This is a genomic window from Rhodococcus sp. C-2 (assembly GCF_027854095.1).
GTDB classification, from domain to species: Bacteria; Actinomycetota; Actinomycetes; order Mycobacteriales; family Mycobacteriaceae; genus Rhodococcus_F; species Rhodococcus_F qingshengii.
The window spans coordinates 17374-35669 of record NZ_JAQGFI010000006.1; the positions used below are offsets into that span (position 1 = coordinate 17374).

The 18296-nt window shown below is 61.0% G+C and carries 15 protein-coding genes; 2 read left to right on the forward strand and 13 right to left on the reverse strand.

Annotated features, from left to right (window positions below; all coding sequences use genetic code 11):
• The first annotated feature begins 151 nt into the window (after positions 1–151).
• A complete protein-coding gene (locus tag PCS43_RS13925) occupies positions 152–1240 on the forward strand; it encodes a cellulase family glycosylhydrolase (RefSeq protein WP_054826105.1) in 1089 nt (362 codons plus the stop codon).
• A 15-nt stretch (positions 1241–1255) separates the two neighbouring features.
• Here the strand turns inward: PCS43_RS13925 and PCS43_RS13930 are convergent, their stop codons facing one another.
• The 3 genes from PCS43_RS13930 to PCS43_RS13940 form a co-directional block, all read right to left on the reverse strand.
• Positions 1256–1597 (reverse strand): hypothetical protein, encoded by a 342-nt coding sequence (locus PCS43_RS13930; protein ID WP_270923059.1) that lies wholly within the window; start codon positions 1595–1597, stop codon positions 1256–1258.
• Positions 1598–1671: 74 nt separating this feature from the next.
• Positions 1672–3018 carry a hypothetical protein gene (locus PCS43_RS13935; protein WP_209909530.1) on the reverse strand — a complete coding sequence of 449 codons (1347 nt, stop codon included), beginning with the start codon at positions 3016–3018 and terminating at the stop codon, positions 1672–1674.
• Between the two features lie 92 nt (positions 3019–3110).
• A complete protein-coding gene (locus PCS43_RS13940; protein WP_125051698.1) occupies positions 3111–3890 on the reverse strand; it encodes an N-acetyltransferase in 780 nt (259 codons plus the stop codon).
• Between the two features lie 53 nt (positions 3891–3943).
• Between PCS43_RS13940 and PCS43_RS13945 the strand changes: the two genes are divergently transcribed.
• Positions 3944–4465 carry a YdcF family protein gene (locus PCS43_RS13945; protein WP_233272324.1) on the forward strand — a complete coding sequence of 174 codons (522 nt, stop codon included), beginning with the start codon at positions 3944–3946 and terminating at the stop codon, positions 4463–4465.
• A 60-nt stretch (positions 4466–4525) separates the two neighbouring features.
• On the opposite strand, the gene PCS43_RS13950 is transcribed toward PCS43_RS13945, so the two are convergent.
• The 10 genes from PCS43_RS13950 to PCS43_RS13995 form a co-directional block, all read right to left on the reverse strand.
• Positions 4526–6007 (reverse strand): sugar transferase, encoded by a 1482-nt coding sequence (locus tag PCS43_RS13950; RefSeq protein ID WP_054826093.1) that lies wholly within the window; start codon positions 6005–6007, stop codon positions 4526–4528.
• Positions 6008–6326: 319 nt separating this feature from the next.
• Positions 6327–7163, reverse strand: coding sequence for a MazG family protein (locus tag PCS43_RS13955; protein ID WP_030536281.1), 837 nt, complete (start codon positions 7161–7163; stop codon positions 6327–6329).
• 7 nt (positions 7164–7170) lie between these two features.
• Positions 7171–10797: a transcription-repair coupling factor gene (mfd, locus tag PCS43_RS13960; RefSeq protein WP_030536282.1), complete on the reverse strand. Its 3627-nt coding sequence runs from the start codon at positions 10795–10797 to the stop codon at positions 7171–7173.
• 128 nt (positions 10798–10925) lie between these two features.
• Positions 10926–13511, reverse strand: a complete 2586-nt coding sequence (locus PCS43_RS13965; protein WP_193595085.1) for a glycosyl hydrolase 2 galactose-binding domain-containing protein — start codon at positions 13509–13511, stop codon at positions 10926–10928.
• 2 nt (positions 13512–13513) lie between these two features.
• Complete coding sequence (locus PCS43_RS13970) at positions 13514–14500, reverse strand: DUF1839 family protein (RefSeq protein ID WP_209909533.1); 987 nt, start codon at positions 14498–14500, stop codon at positions 13514–13516.
• A complete protein-coding gene (locus tag PCS43_RS13975; protein ID WP_209909536.1) occupies positions 14500–15456 on the reverse strand; it encodes an amino acid--[acyl-carrier-protein] ligase in 957 nt (318 codons plus the stop codon). Before PCS43_RS13975 ends, PCS43_RS13970 begins: the two co-directional genes overlap by 1 nt.
• Positions 15453–16643 carry an acyl-CoA dehydrogenase family protein gene (locus PCS43_RS13980; protein WP_042448906.1) on the reverse strand — a complete coding sequence of 397 codons (1191 nt, stop codon included), beginning with the start codon at positions 16641–16643 and terminating at the stop codon, positions 15453–15455. Before PCS43_RS13980 ends, PCS43_RS13975 begins: the two co-directional genes overlap by 4 nt.
• Positions 16640–16882 carry an acyl carrier protein gene (locus PCS43_RS13985; RefSeq protein WP_003946296.1) on the reverse strand — a complete coding sequence of 81 codons (243 nt, stop codon included), beginning with the start codon at positions 16880–16882 and terminating at the stop codon, positions 16640–16642. The genes PCS43_RS13980 and PCS43_RS13985 overlap by 4 nt, the downstream gene beginning before the upstream one ends.
• Entirely contained in the window at positions 16875–17321 is a 447-nt protein-coding gene (locus PCS43_RS13990) for a holo-ACP synthase (protein ID WP_003946314.1), read from the reverse strand. The genes PCS43_RS13985 and PCS43_RS13990 overlap by 8 nt, the downstream gene beginning before the upstream one ends.
• Positions 17322–17607: 286 nt before the next feature.
• Positions 17608–18249 carry a ScbR family autoregulator-binding transcription factor gene (locus tag PCS43_RS13995; protein WP_003946317.1) on the reverse strand — a complete coding sequence of 214 codons (642 nt, stop codon included), beginning with the start codon at positions 18247–18249 and terminating at the stop codon, positions 17608–17610.
• Positions 18250–18296 lie beyond the last annotated feature (47 nt).

The following is an 18296-nucleotide window of genomic DNA, read 5'->3' on the forward strand; positions in this document are numbered from 1 at the left end:
GGACGGAAGTACTGCAGAACCGACTTCGAGACTGGTGCCAAGTGACCCAATTCATGCAATTCTTTGATTTGTCGGATTGGTCATCTAGTTCGGCTTCCAACTTGTCTGTCCCGCACCGGTTTCGAGTCACTGTGGAAAGAAGGTGGTCGGCGTGAGTCGACTTCGATTGTCCCTCGCCTGCGCCCTGTTGACTGTCGGGTCATTGAGCGCGTGTGCACCGAGTCCAGTTCCAACAACAACCCCAACCCCGAACTCGACGTGCAGTTCCGTTGGTTTAGGGATCGCCGCGGGCGCCCCACTCAACGGTCTCTCTCAGAATGATCTCGATGCAGAACTGACCGCAATGAAGAATGCCGGCGCGACCTGGCTCAGGTTCGACGTCGATTGGTCCGCCGTTGAATCAACCAAGGGCCAACAGAATTGGAGCGCAACGGACCGCGTCGTCGATCGAGCACGTCTCCAAGGATTGAGCGTCTTGGGAATCGTTACGTACACGCCGGCTTGGGCTCGCGTCGCCGGGGTCAACGATACCCACGGGTATCCATCCGATCCGGCCGCGTTTGCCAAGTTTGCACAACAAGCAGCACAACGGTACTCGAACAGAATCAGCACTTGGGAGATTTGGAACGAACCGAACCTGACACAATTCTTCCGCCCCAAGCCGAATGTGAACACATACACTGCACTCCTGAAAGCCGCATCTGAAAGTATCCGTGCGGTACAACCGGGTGCAAAGATTCTCAACGGCGGTTTGGCACCGGCCGTCGACAACGGATCCGACATCTCACCGGTCACATATCTCAAGGGTATGTACGCGGCAGGAGCAAAGTCTTCATTCGATGTCTTTTCGATCCATCCGTACAGTTGGCCTGCGCTACCTTCGGATTCGTCCACCCAGAATTGGAACACTTTCTACAGGATCCGACTGATGCGAGAATCGATGGTGCAGAACGGGGACAGCGGAAAGAAAGTCTGGGCAACCGAATTCGGAGCTCCGACAGGTACAGGCCCGACCGCCGTCAGCCCGCAATTACAGGCCAACATCATCTCGGATGGATTCGCGCAAGCAAAGGTGCTCGGTTACATCGAGCGCATTTTCATCTACAGCATGCGTGATCGCGGAACCAACACTTCGGATATCGAACAGAACTTCGGTCTGGTCACGATCAATTACACTCCGAAACCCGCACTCGCAGCGGTGAAACAGGCAGTTGGAGGGTGCAGCACACCCAAGATCTAGTGAAAGCCCGGTCCTTCAGGATTCCGACTGTCCGTCTGCTGAATCCGAACGTATAAGGCTCACGCGAGTTCTTTGCCTCCTCTTTCGAATTTCCGCTATATCTTTGGAGGTCAACATAATTCGTTCGGTCGAGGCTTCGGAGTCGATGCCGTCGGCTTCCCCGGACGCCTTGACACCAGTTGCATCATTGCTGGTCGACTCCGCTCCGGAAATCTCCACTGCGGACGCCTCGACTCCGGCGCCCTCGACATCAACAGCCTGCACGATCTGCGGCTCTTCGATCTCGACCCCTGCGCTCGGCTTGGGCGTAGCCTTCGGCAGGTTCTTCTTCGCAATACTGACCGTTTTCGCATCCACCAGGCTGGCGCGATCCCTTCTCGAATCCAGGGCGGAAGTATCCATTCCGTACGGCACGGCAACGGAAGGCTCGTTCAGCCGCGGCGCACCGGACTCACCCAGGCGCTGTCGGACGGGGCCTGTGAGTTCGTGGCCGAGTTGGTCGGCTCGGCCGCCAGTTTCACTGAACTTGCGGGCCTGCGTCTGCGACGCAGCACCGCGAGGGTAAGTACGTCGAGGAGAGGCTCGGGAGCAGACGGACCCACGAGTACCAGTGTTCGCGCAACATCGACTTCGGCCAAAGCCCTGAGGCATTCGACGATCTCCCGTTGGTTGGCGTGCTGTGCGGAGACAACAACCAGGGCAAACCCGGTTCCATTGGAGTCAAATCGGCGCCACCAGTCCGACTTCAGCGAATATCGGGAGACCCCGGATCGCACGTGCGCAGGAACATCCCATGATGTGGAGGGAACGCCGTCACCCGAAAGCACCAGGACATGATCACCGAGACTTGCACGCTGGCATATCGTCAGCGCGAGGTTCGGCGGAAACTCAGCGGCTTCGGAGTGCTGCAGGAGTAGTGAGGCTCCGTATTTCCGGGCCGTTCGACGTGCCCACGCGTCGGTCACTCGCGAACTGAATCGACCCCGGCAGGCAGAGAGGATTTCGGCAGCGAGAATGAGGACCACCAAGAACGCAACCGCCGACTCGACGAGTGGCTTCGGCGCAACCGGCAGACCCGTTCCCGCGGGGGCGGAAAGCAACTGCAGTCGGTCGGAACCGGATACGGTCGATCTCAACTGGCGCAACTGCTCCAGCCTCGCGTCGAGATCCGCCTTGATAGTCGGATCGTCGGCGGGCGTCTCGTATTCGTCCAAGCTTTCTCGCCGCGCTGCGTCCAAGTCCCCGTTCAATCGAGCGATGTCGTCGGTGAGAACTCGGGTACGACGATCCAGCGTGTCTGCATTGCGTCGCGCCTGCGCGTCGCTCAAGGTGGCGACGACTATTCGTGCCAGCGCGTCCGCGTCAGCCTGACTGAAGGCAGTCGCCTTGACGAATACCAATGCCGGAGAAGTACCCGGCGTCACCGAGATGTGGCTCGAGACATCCGCTGTCGTCCACCCGTTATTCAACTGGTCGTGGATGGCGGCAACCACATCGCTATCGGTGGCCAGTGCGACATAGGGGGCAACCAACTGGCCGAGGTTCGCGTCCGTCACGACGATCTGAGAGGCAGACTGAACCTCCGCGACGATGTCGGATTGATACACCGGTGTCGCGCTTCCCCGCACAGCGTAGACAATCCCACCGACGAGCAATGCGATGACAAGAGCGGGGAAGAACACTCTTGCAAGGTTTCGTGCATGCCTCACCAGGTCGAAAGTGGGCGGAACGCCGAGTTCGCGACGTATCACCGCATCCCTGGTACTCGAATCTGCCATCTTGAGTACCCCCGATTGGATCGCGCGTTGAAGCGTAGCTGAAAGAAACCAAAAGTTTGCCGAACGCACACAAACATACCTGACGGCTGATGTCAGCTACCAAGTAGCCATCGCGGTCGCGACCACATCTGCCAGTACTCGACGATTTCGGCTCCGCTCGCGTCGTACAGAGCATTGCCGGCAGCGCTGGCGAGACCACACACGGCGCCGTCGCCGACAGCCTCGAATGCGGCTGCCGACACTTGCCGAAGGACCCGTAACCCATGTCCGCGCCGCTGTCCTTGCGCCCTGGTTCCGGCCGCCCACACAGTGCTGATGGGCTTACCGAACGACAGCATCGCTGCGGTCTGCAGCGTGTCGAGTTCGAACAGGCCGACGACTGAACGCTCACTTGGTCGGTCGGGGGCCGCCTCCTGATACACCAGAGTCGCAGATTCGCGATCGATACCGAAAACATCCTCCGCAAGTTGTCGTGCTGAACGCAGGTCGCCATCTTCCAGGATCCGCACCGCGGCATCCGGCGCTGACGGAGAATTCGGTAGCGCGCGCAGCGAACTCGAACCTACGCACACCCACCCTGCATCCGCGAGGACGGTCGCGGCATCCAGACCCGCCCCGGCGAGCATGACAACGGTGCGCAGTCGCTCTGCGAGCACTCGTTCCACAACGGCGACCGTGTTTTTCCGCACATCACCCCCATGGACCAATGCAAGGTTGTAGCTGGGATCGGGTGCACCCGTGAGAGCGATCCACCAACCGTCGTCGGCGAGATACACACCGGTCTCAGGTACGAGTCCAGACATGTTCTGCCCATAGGCATCCCGTAAGGCGGTCAACCCCGCCACCGTCCGAAGTGGTTGCCATCCGGTCATCGTCGTCTCCTGAGTCCAGGTATTGTGGGGCCATCAAACAGATCAAATCGGCCTTGAAGATTGCGGGCATACCTCTATCACTCCTCGCCCTTGGTGCGGCAACGGGTTGGCCCGTCTTCGTCTCACCCAAGATCGATGCACCACGAAGTGCTGACGCTATCGTTGTCCTCGGCGGAGCACACGACGGACGCGAGGAGGTCGGAATCCAACTGATGAAAGACGGTTACGCACCACGCCTGATCTTCTCGAATCCTTACGGCGACAACGACAAGAAGATGCGGTCGATCTGCGAGGGTACGTTCGACTTCCCTGTCGACTGTTTCGTCCCGTCACCGTCCACCACCGAGGGCGAGGGGTTCGAAATCGAGAGAATGGCTAATGCCAACGGATGGAAGACTGTCATCGTCGTGACGTTCGTTCCTCATATCTCGCGGGCGCGGCACATCATTTCGCAGTGTTATCAAGGAGAACTGGTCATGGTCGCAAGCCGTCCGGAACTCTCGATCGGGACGTGGGCATTCAACTACGTTTACCAAACTGCCGGCTACGTCAAGAATCTGTTCTCGCATTGTTGAGCTCGACAGCTGACAGGAGGGTGCCCGGCGCGGATATCCGCGCCGGCACCAACCGCGTAGTCAGTACGCTCCGTCGCTTTTCGCGACCGCTGAGACGGTACGAGTAATGATCGAAAGATTTTGCAGGATAGACCAATTCTCCACGTAGGAAGAGTCCAGTCGAACAGATTCTTCCCACGAGAGATCACTGCGACCACTTACCTGCCAGAGACCGGTGATGCCAGGCTTGACCAGCAGGCGCCGGGCAACCTCGTCGTCGTACATCTCGACCTCGCGACGCAATGGCGGCCGCGGGCCGACAACGCTCATCTCTCCGCGAATGACGTTGAAGAACTGCGGTAGCTCGTCGATACTCAATCGACGAAGGATCTTGCCGACGGACGTGATTCGTGGATCCTCACGCATCTTGAACAACACACCCCCGGCGCCTTCGTTGTCCCCCATCAGATCGACAACCTGCTGATCGGCGCCTTCCACCATGGTACGAAACTTGAACATGGGGAACGGTTTCCCGTTGAGGCCGATGCGTTCCGCCTTGTAGAACACCGGGCCTTTGGACGTGAACTTGACTGCAGCGGCAGCGGCGAGCATGACCGGCGCCACGAGGAGGATCATCAGCATCGAGAACACCGCGTCGAAAACAGCGGGCGCAAGCCGGTTCGCGCCCTGGTAGCGCGGCCGCGCAACGTGAATCAACGGGAGTCCCGCCGCAGGGCGAAACATCAAGCGAGCCTTCGACACATCGGCCACGACCGGTGAAACCACCATGTCGACGCCCTCGGCTTCGAGGTCCCACATCAGTTTGCGAATGCCCACCTGTCCGAGGTCTTCGGTCCCGGTTACGATGACGGTGTCTGCGCCACTTGCGCGCATCGCCTCGACTACCTCGAACTCGTTGCCCATTACCGGGACTGCTGCTCCGTCGACAACGATGTGATCGTCCAACGCGGTCGCCCGACGCGGAATGCACGCTCCCACAACGTCGTAGCCTGCCGAGGATTCCCGCACGAAGGCACGCGTAGTAGCAACGACGGACGCATGTCCACCAACCAACAGCACCGAGTTACGGCAATCCCCGATCGCACGCTTCTTTCGAATGTCGCGTCGCCAGAGGTAGCGTCCGAGAAGCAGCGCAGCGAGTCCGACGGGCAGTGCGATCATGAGGTAGCTTCGCGCAATTCCCACGCCCAGAATGATCCCGGCCAATGCGCCTACTCCGAAGACCTGGCCGGTAGCGAGCAGTACCTTCTCGTACTCGTCACTGCCCTCGCCCAGCATCGCCTGATGACGGCTACGCCCCCGTGCGAGGGCGATCATCCACAGTCCGCCCAACGCTGCAGACGCGATCACTTTAAGTGGTGTCAGCCACTCGATGGGATGCGGCCACATACTGCCGATCTGAGCGAGTGCGATCACGAACAGGACCGTGATCGAATCGCTCACTGCGATCCGCTTCCGGTATGCCCGGCGCCAGTCTGTTCCGACATGAGCGGAATCCTGCGATACCGCCGACCGGCTCTCCACCTCAGCATGAACGCTCATTTGCCATCAGTCTTTCTTGTCATACGAACGGCGTCAGCGGATCGAACGGCTTGGGGGATCGCTGATCGGTAGCCACCGCGAGCGTCCAGGTACGGCAACACCCCGCCGGTTGCCGTACCTCGCTGCTCGCAGTGCAGAAATGAACCGTCATCGGACCCCCCTACATAACCGCCGATCAAAGGCCAATTCATGCAAGAAAACGACCCAGTGTTGCTCATTTCGTACGTAAACATACCTTAGGTTTGTTTCAACTGCACTCACCAAGCCCAAGCTATTTTCCGATTGCCAGGTGATTACCGGGCAATTACGTCAAAGTGGGCTAATCCTCCACGTCTTCGAGACGTCTTCCCTCACGAATCCGAATGTCGGCGATCAGCATGTCCAGGGCGCCCAGGAGTGCAGTGTCGGCGCGTCGGCACTGCTCGATCAGAGCTTCCAGATCAGCTTCATCGGCGCTTTCGATCACACCAGCTTTGGCGGCCCTGCTCAGTACTTTTTCGGCGAGGAGCAACGGCGGCTGCGACCGAGCGATGCCGTCCATGGATGACGCGCGAGCCTTCTCGGCAGCCTTCAAAGCGTCCCACGCCCGCTCTTGCTCAGCGATGTCGACCGCCCCGGAACTGACCAGGTGCGGGCTGCGGTGCACGAGTTTCGCGATCAATGCACCGGCCACGTCGTCCAATTCGAAAACACCGTGTGCTTGAGCGATCCGCGAGTGGAACAACACCTGAAGCAACAGGTCTCCGAGTTCCTCCCGAAGATCGCTCTCGTCGTCGCTTCGAATCGCGTCGAGTACCTCGTAGGTCTCCTCGACGAGGTAAACGGAGAGGCTCTCGTGCGTCTGGGTCGACTCCCAACCGCCGCGATTCCACAACCGGTCCATGATCGACGCCGCTTCCACCAGTCGATCGCCGTGAATGGGTTCGGCGCGAATCATCTTTACCCCAGCGGCAGACAACGCCGCGATCTTCGGCTCGGCGGTGTCCATCATCACAGTCACCGCGGCGCCGGGTGTCGTGGCCGGCAGTGCGCCGCGTACCGAGTCGGGGACGTCCGGGTCGATATCGATCGCGCCGGACAGGAACGGGAGCGCCTCCAGCGGAAAGACATGCGGCCGCAAAGGATCGAGCAGTACGACGACGGGCGATTCGTTCACCGTGTGCTCACGCCTCGACCAGGACGGCACCGGCGGCGCGCCCGTCAATCGCCAGGATGAAGTCCGCGATGTACTGGAGCAATTCGACGTCCCGCAGGCGATCCGAGCCGACTCCGCCGGTGCGAGGCAGCGGGAGTTGCACGAGCCCGGTCGTTGCCCGGTACTGCGCGCTCGGATAGATCCTCTTGAGCCTGATCTGTTTGGAATCGGGCAGTGACATAGGCGAGATCTTGAGCTGAGTTCCGGTGACGGCGACTTCCTCCAGTTGATACTCGCGGCAGAGCAGTCGAAGCTTGGCCACCGAGATCAGCCGTCGAACCTCTTCGGGCAGTGGGCCGTAGCGATCGACCAGTTCTTCGACTACGGCAGCGATGCCGTCGGAATCAGTTGCCGCAGCGAGCTTGCGGTACCCCTCCAACCTGAGCCTGTCACTGGTGACGTAGTCGGGCGGGATGTGCGCGTCCACCGGTAGGTCGATCCGGACTTCCTTCGTGCCCTCGTCCATTGTGATCGGTTTGCCGTCGGCTGCAGCCCGGAAGGCTTCGACCGCCTCACCGACCAGCCTGACGTACAGATCGAACCCGACCCCCGCGACGTGGCCGGACTGCTCTGCGCCCAGAACATTTCCGGCTCCACGGATTTCGAGGTCCTTCATCGCGACGGCCATACCCGCGCCGAGGTCCGAATTCTGCGAAATCGTTGCCAGTCGGTCGTATGCCGTTTCCGTCAAAGGCTTTTCGGCCGGGTACAGGAAATAGGCGTATCCACGTTCACGACTACGCCCGACGCGTCCGCGAAGCTGATGCAACTGCGAGAGGCCCAGCGAATCCGCGCGTTCGACGATCAGTGTGTTCGCGTTCGAGATGTCCAGACCGGTTTCGATGATCGTGGTACAGACCAACACGTCGAAGTCGCGTTCCCAGAATCCTTGCACAGTCTTTTCGAGAGTGTCCTCGTTCATCTGACCGTGCGCGACGACGACGCGAGCCTCCGGGACGAGTTCGCGGATCTTCTTGGCTGCCTTGTCGATCGAGCTGACACGGTTGTGAACGTAGAAGACCTGACCGTCGCGCAGAAGTTCACGCCGGATGGCCGCGGCAACCTGCTTGTCCGCATACGCGCCGACGTACGTGAGGATAGGATGACGTTCTTCCGGCGGTGTGAGGATCGTGGACATTTCACGGATCCCGGCCATGCTCATCTCGAGAGTACGAGGAATCGGGGTAGCCGACATCGTCAGGACGTCGACGTGGGTGCGTAGCGCCTTGATGTGTTCCTTGTGCTCGACTCCGAATCGCTGTTCCTCGTCGACGATCACAAGCCCGAGGTCCTTCCAGCGAATACCGGTCTGCAGCAACCTGTGAGTACCGACGACGATGTCGATCTCACCTTCCGCCATGCCGGCGATGATTTCCTTCGAGTCCTTGGCGTCGGTGAACCGGGACAGCCCTCGCACCTTCACCGGGAACGACGACATTCGTTCGGTGAAGGTCTGAAGATGTTGCTGTGCAAGCAGAGTCGTCGGCACCAGCACCGCCACTTGCTTGCCGTCCTGCACTGCCTTGAACGCGGCGCGGACGGCGATCTCCGTCTTGCCGTACCCGACGTCACCGATGACCACCCGGTCCATCGGAACCGGCTTCTCCATGTCGGCCTTGACCTCACTGATAACGGTCAACTGGTCGATCGTCTCGGTGAACGCGAATGCGTCTTCGAGTTCCTTCTGCCACGGTGTGTCCGGGCCGAACGCATGCCCGGGAGCAGCCTGACGCGCTGCGTAGAGCTGAACCAGCTCGCCCGCGATCTCACGAACTGCCTTGCGGGCCTTACGCTTGGTGTTTGCCCAGTCGGATCCACCGAGCTTGCTCAGCGCCGGCAACTCCCCACCGACGTATCGGGAGAGTTGATCGAGCGATTCCATCGGGACGAACAGACGATCGCCCGGGTGACCGCGCTTGCTCGGCGCGTATTCGATGACCAGGTATTCACGACGCGCCCCACCGATGGTGCGTTCGACCATTTCGACGAACCGGCCGATACCGTGCTGATCATGCACGACCATGTCCCCTGCCGACAGCGCGAGGGGATCAACCTGATTGCGGCGCTTGGCCGGCAAGCGCTTTCCGTCGCCGACCGCAGCAACGCGGTTGCCGGTCAGATCGGACTCGGTGACGATCACCATCCCAGGCGTCGAGTCGTCGCCGGCGAGTACCAGTCCGTCATGCAGTGATCCGCGGAGCACCGCGACCTGTCCACGGGCGGGGGTAGCGCCGGCATCGAGCATCTTGGCGGGCACTTCGGCTTCACCGAGTCGCTCCACGACGCGGCTTGCGGTTCCGGCACCTGCCACCACGATCGCCGCGCGACCGCCCGTGCTCACGTGCGCCCGAAGGCTGACGAACAGCTCGGCCAACAGGTCGTCGGAACCGCGCACCTGCGGTGCCGCATGCACCGGGAGTTCGAGTTCTTCACCGTTTCCCGACGCCAGCGGGCTGACTGTCCACCAGGGTCGGCCGGCAGCTTCGGCAGATTCGCGAACATGACGAAGCGACCGGTACGCGGAGGCACCGAGATCGACTCCTCCGCCGTTGAGGATCGACGTGTCGAGCGGTGCAGCGCCGCCGATCGACGCCGCCGTCCACGATGCTTCCAAGAATTCCTGGCCGGTGCGCACCAGGTCGGTGGCGCGGGTGCGCACCTTTTCCGGATCACACAGAAGAATGTGCGCCCCTTCAGGAAGTACATCGGAAAGTAGCTGCAGTTCACCGGGTTTGAGAACCGGGAGCAGAGCTTCCATCCCCTCGACGGGGATACCTGCCGAGATCTTGTCCAGCATCTCGACCAACGACGCGTCAGCCTGGTTCTCAGCAGCGAGTGCGGCAGCTCGATCACGAACATCAGCTGTCAAAATCAGTTCACGACACGGCGGCGCGATCACGGAATCGACGTCGACGTCCGCTAGCGAACGCTGATCGGCAACTGAGAAGTAGCGAAGCTCCGATACCTCGTCACCCCAGAATTCGATACGGACCGGATGATCCGCCGTCGGCGAGAACAGGTCGAGAATGCCACCACGGACCGCGAACTCACCACGCTTTCCCACCATGTCGACGCGGCTGTACGCCATCTCCACCAGACGAACCAGAACGGAATCGAAATCGATCTCGGTGCCGACGCGCAACGTGATCGGTTCTATCTCGCCCAGGCCTGGCGCCATCGGCTGAACGAGAGAGCGCACCGTGGTGACGATCACCCGAAGTGGCGATCCGTACGAGGCGTCGTCTGGTCTGGCGAGTCTGCGCAGTACCTCCACCCGTCGCCCAACGGTATCCGCGCTCGGCGACAGTCGCTCGTGCGGCAATGTTTCCCACGACGGGAACTGCGCCACGCCTCCACCGAGCATCTCGGTGAGTTCCGAAGTGAGATCGTCGGCTTCACGACCGGTGGCCGTCACCAGCAGCACCGGCGTGCGAGCGGCGAGTGCAGCGGCGATGAACGGTCGAGCCGGCTTCGGAGCCACGATGTCCAAGGCGGCCGAGCCGATGGATTCGATCACCGGAGTGAACGCGGCATCTGCGAGGGCGACCTCGGCGAGTCCAGCGAGCGCAGTCTGGGCAGAGGACAAGGAAGTCAACGAACGCGCTCCTGAACAGTGATGACGGGTTGCGGACGCACAGCCCGAGCGCAATATCCCCACCGAGGCAGAGTTGTGCGCCGGTTCGATTCTATCGGTGTGCGATCTCGCAGCGCAGTCCGATCCGTTCAGTTTCCCGTAGCACTCGTCTTCTTCGACGTCCGCTTGGACGGCGAGGATTGTGTGACCGGAGTGATCGGCGGCGCCACGGCCACACTCACGTGCGAGTTGAGCGCCCGAACGCGACCGATCACCTTCGTCGCCTGACCGGTTCTCCGTAGGCGTACAGTCCTGCGACCGTTCGGCGCGAGGTGGAACCAGGAGTCTTCGGGCTCGAAGCCCTGCAGTTCGAGGGCAACGTATTGGGCGGAAGCATCCGTCGAGACGTCGACTACCCACTCTTCGTCACCGACGTTGCGCGCTGTGGCAACAAGTCCGACCGATCGCTCGCGAGGCCGCGCCGAGCCACCCAGGAGGTGGACCACTTCGTCCACCATCTCGCCGTCTTCGTCTTCGAGTGTGACGGTGACGGCGTCGTATGTCCGCGCCCCGAACCGAAACACGTGAGTGAGGTCGGTGAAACGGCCGACAAGGCTGTCCACGGACCAGGTCAGACTTGAATGCGCTTCCACCTTGACCGGTAGCGCGACGTCGACCGGGACGACACCTGACCGACTGTGCGCTCGAAACCTGATCTCGCCGACGACAGGTTCGGCGGTCTCGTTGATCGCGTCGAGCCTCAATCCGTCCATACCGTCGTCCGTGACGAGGAGCGCGATCGGTTTGGCGCTCCTACGGAGCACGAACCACGGAGCTTTGGGGCTGCCGCTCCAATCGAGGACCCCCCATCCCGGTCCGGGCTCCATGTCTCGCAGTGCGAGTGTCAAGGCGCCGTCGCACCGAGAGTCCGGGCGACGCCAGTATCCGAGCGTCGATGCGAACGCCTCACATACAGCTGCTCGCCCCAGGTCGAGATAGCGTTCCGGGTCGGACCACCGGACTTCACGAGCGTCTTCGCCGAAAAGCGCGTGGACGTAGTGGTCCCGAACATCCTCGAAATCCCACGACGATCCGTTGTCCCTAGGCACCGCGGCTTTCCATGCCGGGTGGTGCCCCGCGACGGCGAGTGAACCGAATTCGTTCTCGATCACGGCATTCGACGGTGGAATCGAAAATGCCAATGATTCGGTCGCAAAACGTACTCGCGCGCTGAGTACGTCGGCCAGTGGACGACGATAGGCACCCACCCCGAAGTAGTGAGCGACCCCGCTTCCGACATGCGTTGCCAATTGCTCGCCCCCGCGAGGCGCCGAGGGGGACGACGTCACGTACTCGAGTTCGGGTGCCACCGTCGAGATCAACTCCGGCAGTCTCGAATGAATGAGCGGGATGTGTTGATCGACCAAGCCCAGCATGGTCGGCTGCTGTTCGGTCTCGCTGCCGCCGCAGAAGACTGCCAAAGCGGGATTTCCGCGCACTCTGTGCAAGAACTCGGTGACCTCGGAGGCAACGAGTTCGAAGAATTCGTCGGTGTCGGGCGGATCGAGCGTCGCCAACATCATGTCCTGCCACACGAGAATGCCCAGTCGCGCGCATTCCTCCCAGAAGTGGTCGCTCTCGTAGACCATCGTCCCCGGGATTCGAATCATGTTCAGGCCGGCCTCTGCCAGGCGTTCCAAGACGCGAGTGGTGCCGGCGTCGCCTTGAAGCGAGATCGGGTCGGTCGGCACCCACACCGAACCACGGCAGTACACCCGGATGCCGTTGACATACAAACGGAACCCACCATCGGATCTGTCGACCTCCACCGTCCGGAAGCCAACTGAACCGAGATGCTCGGAGACTCCGACCGCTTCCATCGTCACCGGATAAGTGCGCGGGGTGCCATGAGTGTGCGGCCACCACAACTTCGCTTCCGGCACTTCGACGACGCCGGACACCTCGAGAAATCCATCCGGTCCGGCGGATACAGCCAATTGCCGCGAGTGTTCGCCGACACGCACGGTCACGTACTCCAGCGAGGCCGGCAATCCGGTGAGCCGAGCACTGACGGCAACGCGACCGGTTGTGCCGTCAACACTCGCATGCTTGACAGCAGAGACTACGGCGGCAATCCCCTTGTCCAACAAGCGGATACCCCGCCACGGACCCACCGGTACCGGCACACCACTGAACACGGGAGCCATACCGAGCATCGTGGTTCGGATCCACCGAAGGCCCTGCTCACGGACCATCGACGAGCGCCAACGTCCTCGAGGACGCCTCGATCTCAAAATCGCGGAGAGAGAATGAAAATGAACAGCCACCTGGACACGTTTACCAGCGCCGACTCCGGCCGGAATGCTCACTTCCCCAGGTGCGAACATGGATTCAGTGGACGCGACACGGACACCGCCGATCCAGACATCCGCAAACGCCGTCATACCGTCGAACTGGAGCAGCCACGACCCCTCACCAGTCGTGGCCACGGTAGTCACGAACCACCAGTCCGACGATGAAACGGATGATTCTGAAACAGACGACGACGAAACGGACTTTGTGCGTCCGGCGTCCGTTTGCGCCACACGTAACGCACCGACGACTGTTCCAGGCACGGACGCTGCGACCCACTCGGTCACGGCTTCGAGGGCATCCGGGTCAGATATGGATCCGGGTTCGGTTGCAGCGCATCGCCATATCGCGCCGGCCAGCAGGTCTGCTGACGAACGAGGCACTGTCAGACCATCCTCAGGTGTCGATGCGAGTCGACGCCGACTGTGTCGGCAACGATTTCCATCGCCCTCTTCCACGACACGGCCATCTCGTCGAGTTGCTCACGCGGGTCCACCGCGCGACCCCTGGAGGCACGCGCCATCTGAAACTGCACGCTCTTGGCACCGGATGCCACTTTGCGGAAATCTGGCGCAGCTTCGCCTGTCCCGGAGAAACCTGCAGTGTCCAAGAACTCGCTGGCGTCGGCAGCCAGCTCCGCGCTGGCCCCGCACTGACGAAGTAGCCCGAAGGACCAGAGGTGAAAGGCATCCATACCCGCCCCCTGCACCCATTCGAGGTCTTCGATCACCTTGCGTCCCAGCTCTCGCACGGGATTACCCACCGCTCGAACCGCTACATTCCGCCGAGCCACTTCGGCGATGTTTCCGGCGTTGGTCGCGTGAACCGGATTCAACCTGATCTGTTCGACATAGGGCACGAACGAAGGAAGTGAGGAACGATCGAGATCGAAGACGCCGGAGAAATCGTCGCCTCGCAGCAAGTAGTACCCGCTGTTGTGAAAGTACTCGAGCTCGCCGGCAACGCGATCGATCCGATTGGGCACGATCGTGGTCTTGGTGTGCCCCTCGTGATAGCTCGTTCCAAGAGTGTCGGGAAGCCAGTATCCGTCCACTTCAACCGTCGACAGCATCCCAACCGCGAGGTTGTCCTCGACATGGATCAGCGGTGCCCGCCAGACGTTCATCTCGGCGACTTCGATTCCGTACAGCGCGTAGATGTCCTCGGCCTTGAGCTTGAGGAACGTCCACTGAGTCCCGTCGAACCGCGACGAGAAGGCACATGCCAATGCCGGGACGGGGTCCAACCCCAGCGAATGCAACACTTCGATCCACAGATCCGTGTAGCAGTTGGTCTGCGCCCACACGCGGTCGTCCTGGTGCAACGAATGGGGCCGGTAGCGATCAGGTGAAATGTCGATGAGCCGTGACATCAGATGCCCATTCGTTCACGAACGGAGGTTGGCCATGCAGCCACGTCAAGACCATGAGTCCGCAACAAGGACAACGCGATTCGCTCCATCCCGAAGCCGACGCACGAGCTGTGTGCCACCTCCCCCTCCGCCGTTCGGATGTCGAAGTTGACACCGAAATGGTCGAGATGGTTGTTCGAGGACACGATCGCCGTGCCCTCGTCGAGATCTCCGTAGAGCCGAACTGTCAGTTCCGTCTTGAGATTCTCTTCACGCTGGTTGGCTGCAAGCATCTTTCCGGCGCGCCCGAAGAAAGGATCATTGGCGATCACCGGGGTAGCGTCGAGTTCGAGCCGGCCGAGCACCTCGAGCCCCCGCTCGATCCAGTGCTCGCGATGCGCTCGCGCTGCCGCGGCGTCACCGATCGTCACGAACTCGTGCATCCGAAACGCTTGCATGCGAGCCGGATCGATGGCCGGTTCGTGCCGGAAGCAAAAACCGTAGATGTCCAGCAGCACGCCGCCTTCGGGCAGAACTCCGGTGTACCGCGCATAGGCAGGATGGCACGCTGCGGACACGAGCATGGTCTCGGTCGGCTCGAGGTGGCGGTCCCACGATTGTCCCTCGGCGCGATCGGCCAGCAGTCGCGCGTGATCGCGATTGGAACCGGCGAAGGTGTTGATGGCGCCGGTGAGGTTGGGAAACGAAGCGATGTAGTCGGTGCGCTCGAAACTGCTCCGCGGGAACACCGGCGGGAACCGCAGCCGAGTCGCGGCGTCGCCTGGCCCCGCTGCAATCACCACTCGGTCGATACCGTCGACGATGTCCTCGAACACGCCGGAACGCCCGTAGAGTCCCGGCACCTCCGTCTCGACGAGAAGTCGTTCGACGAGCAGTTCACGTTGAAATGCAGCCCGGGCCCGATCCAGATCGGTCTCGCCTGTCACAGTCTCGGTCGTCACAGTCTCGTTCGTCATAGCGTTCCCCGGTATCCGATAGCCATGTGCGCTGAACCTGCCATGATTCGATCGTTGTTCACCATCACCGCTGCGCCGTGCGCGTCACGAAGGTGCCGACCGAGCGAAAATTCGGTGTCCTCGCGATATCCCGAGATTCCACAGATCAACATTGTCTGCCCCACGATTTCCACCACCGCTGTCGACGCTGTGACTTTCAGGTTGTTCATTGCGAGCGAAAATCCCACCGCTCCCGTCGCCTCGAAATCGGCAACGCCTTCCTCCGCGTGGACTGCGCGGTCGTACCTGCGTGCAGAGGCGCCGACGAGATCGGCGAATTGTTGTGCCGAAGCGGCAACTTCGGCGAGCCGCAGCGCTCCGGGGGAAGTGACCCCGGGCTGCTTGCGGGCGGCGGCACGCACGTACTTGCGCGCCTTCTCGACTGCAGCGTCGGCAATTCCCAACCACACCGAACTCCAGACGACGTGCGAGACCGGAAGCATCGTGTGGGTGGAGATATCGGAATACGGTACGTCGGCGACCATCTCCGGCGTCGAGGTGGCCCGAAGGATGTAACCGAGACTGCAAGTTCCCCTCAGCCCCAGTGTGTTCCACTCGGTGGTGCGTTCGAGCGTCAGGTCTGGGGTACGACACACCACGAGAACCTGATCGTTCGGCTGACTCTCCGGTGTTCGCCGAGCCGTCACGACTATCGCGTCGGAGTGTTCACCGTACGAAATGACAGGCGCGTTCTTGATCAACAGCAGGTGACCGCCCAAGTCTTCCACCGCGCAGTAACTCCGGCTGACGTCACCACCGATTCCCAGCTCAGTGGTTGCCGATGCCAACAGCAATTGCTTGTCGACCGTTTCTTCGACAAACTCGCGTAGTGCTTCGGTGTTGCCGTGCTTGACCAACGAGTATATCTGCGTCTGATGCATCGCGAAAATCATTCCGCTTGCTGCACAGCGTGTTCCGATCACACGGGCGATCTGCGACACTTCCTGCAGCGAGAGCCCTTCGCCGCCTAGTTCCCTCGGCACAGCTACGGACAGCAGCCGTTCGCTTCGCATGGCGTCGACAGCTTCACGCGGAAACCTTGCTTCTGCATCGACTTCGTCGGCCCACACCGCTGCAACTTCGTCGGCCAACCGTGCGGCCCGCTCGAGGGCCGTTCCGGTGGAGCACTGCGATTGCGGAGCGTTCATGCAGCACCCAACTCCGTCAACGCACCCTCGATCGCCTTGACGCTTGCGAAAGTACTCTTCCGCAACAACTCGTCAGGGAACTCGATGTCGAACGAATCCTCCAGCGCCAACATGACATTCACGCTCGCGTGCGACGTCAAACCCAACTCGTAAAGATCGGCCTCTCCGTCGATCGTGCTCACGTCGACTGCCAGCCGACCGTGCTCGACGAGCACTTTCCGAATTGCCTGATCAATCATCAGCGATGTCGTCCTTCTTTTCGATGCGAGCGCCCGAGCGTGTTGCGATCACCATTGCGATGGCCACGTCCGCTTCGTGCGAGATAGATACTTGAAAATCGTGCAGATCCTGGGCCCGCGCGAGTTCCGCGGCATTACCGGACAGTGTCACCCCACAGCCACCCCACTCGGCCCGAGTGATTTCGATGGAACTCCAAGGAACGGGAACGTCACCAGGCCGCAGTACCTTCACCACAGCCTCTTTGGCGGCGAAACGTGCAGCCAATCGTTGATCCCGCGCCGGCCCGGCGCACGTCTGCAATTCGTGCGGGGTGAAGGTCCGATCGAGATACCTCCGCCCGAAGAGTTCTATACTTCGAGTGACATCCACGACGTTCACTACGTCACAGCCGATCCGCGGGCCGATGTCGAGCATCGGCGTCGGCGCAGTGTCACCCATCTGTCGACTCCCCATCTGGGGTCGTACACGCCGGGCAGCCCCCTATGCTGCCCGGTGCGCCGACGCCGTCACCCTGCCCTGACAAACCTTCATTCTCAGCAATTCTTCAGCTACCGATAGAACATACCGCAATCCGAAGATTGACGGCAAGATCGGACTTCCAGATTCCCATCAACACTATAAACATACTCTCAGTTTGTTTCGAATGCAGAACAAAGAGAACAATGTCCCTACCAGGACATTTGCAGCAAATTGACCAAAGGAGCAGTGCGGAGAGCCAGTGATTTCAGTGATCACTGGCAAGGCGACGGGCCGCGAATTGCCTGAAGTACTCCACTTTCGATTCCGGGACCACGATCGGAAGTATCAGATTCCACGATGCCTTCATGGAGTCCGAAAGCTCACGAACGGTCCCGGTCGCGGCTGCCATCAGCCGAACTCCCGACGCAACTTCCAACAGGAAACGAGCAATGTCAGCAGAATCCGCGTCCGAACGCAGATCACCCTCGTCGGCGGCACGGCTGGCAAGTTCACGGTAAATGTCGAGCCACACGTCCAGAGTCGCCGGCCCGGAGCCCCGGTAGTCCCCGATCTCGACCAACAAGCGGAACGTCGCTCTAACCATGGCGTCATGCGCACCGATGTCGACGATGACCGACGAAATACCGATCAGTGACTCGAGTGCGGGAGTTCGACGGTCCAACCAGAGCTCACATTTTGCGTCGAAACGTGCCGAACCCTCGTCTATCACCGCCCGCGCGAGTTCTTCCTTGGACCCGAAATGGAAGTACAGGGCGCCTTTCGTCACCTGCGACTCGGCGATGATCTCGCTCAAGCTGGCATTGGCATAGCCCAGGCGCAAGAACACACCCGCTGCTCCGCGCAGCACCGAATCACGGGTGGCTTCTGCCCGCTCTTGCCTCACCATCGATCCGGCCTCCAATCACCACACATCGAACGAATTCTTGGTCTTAC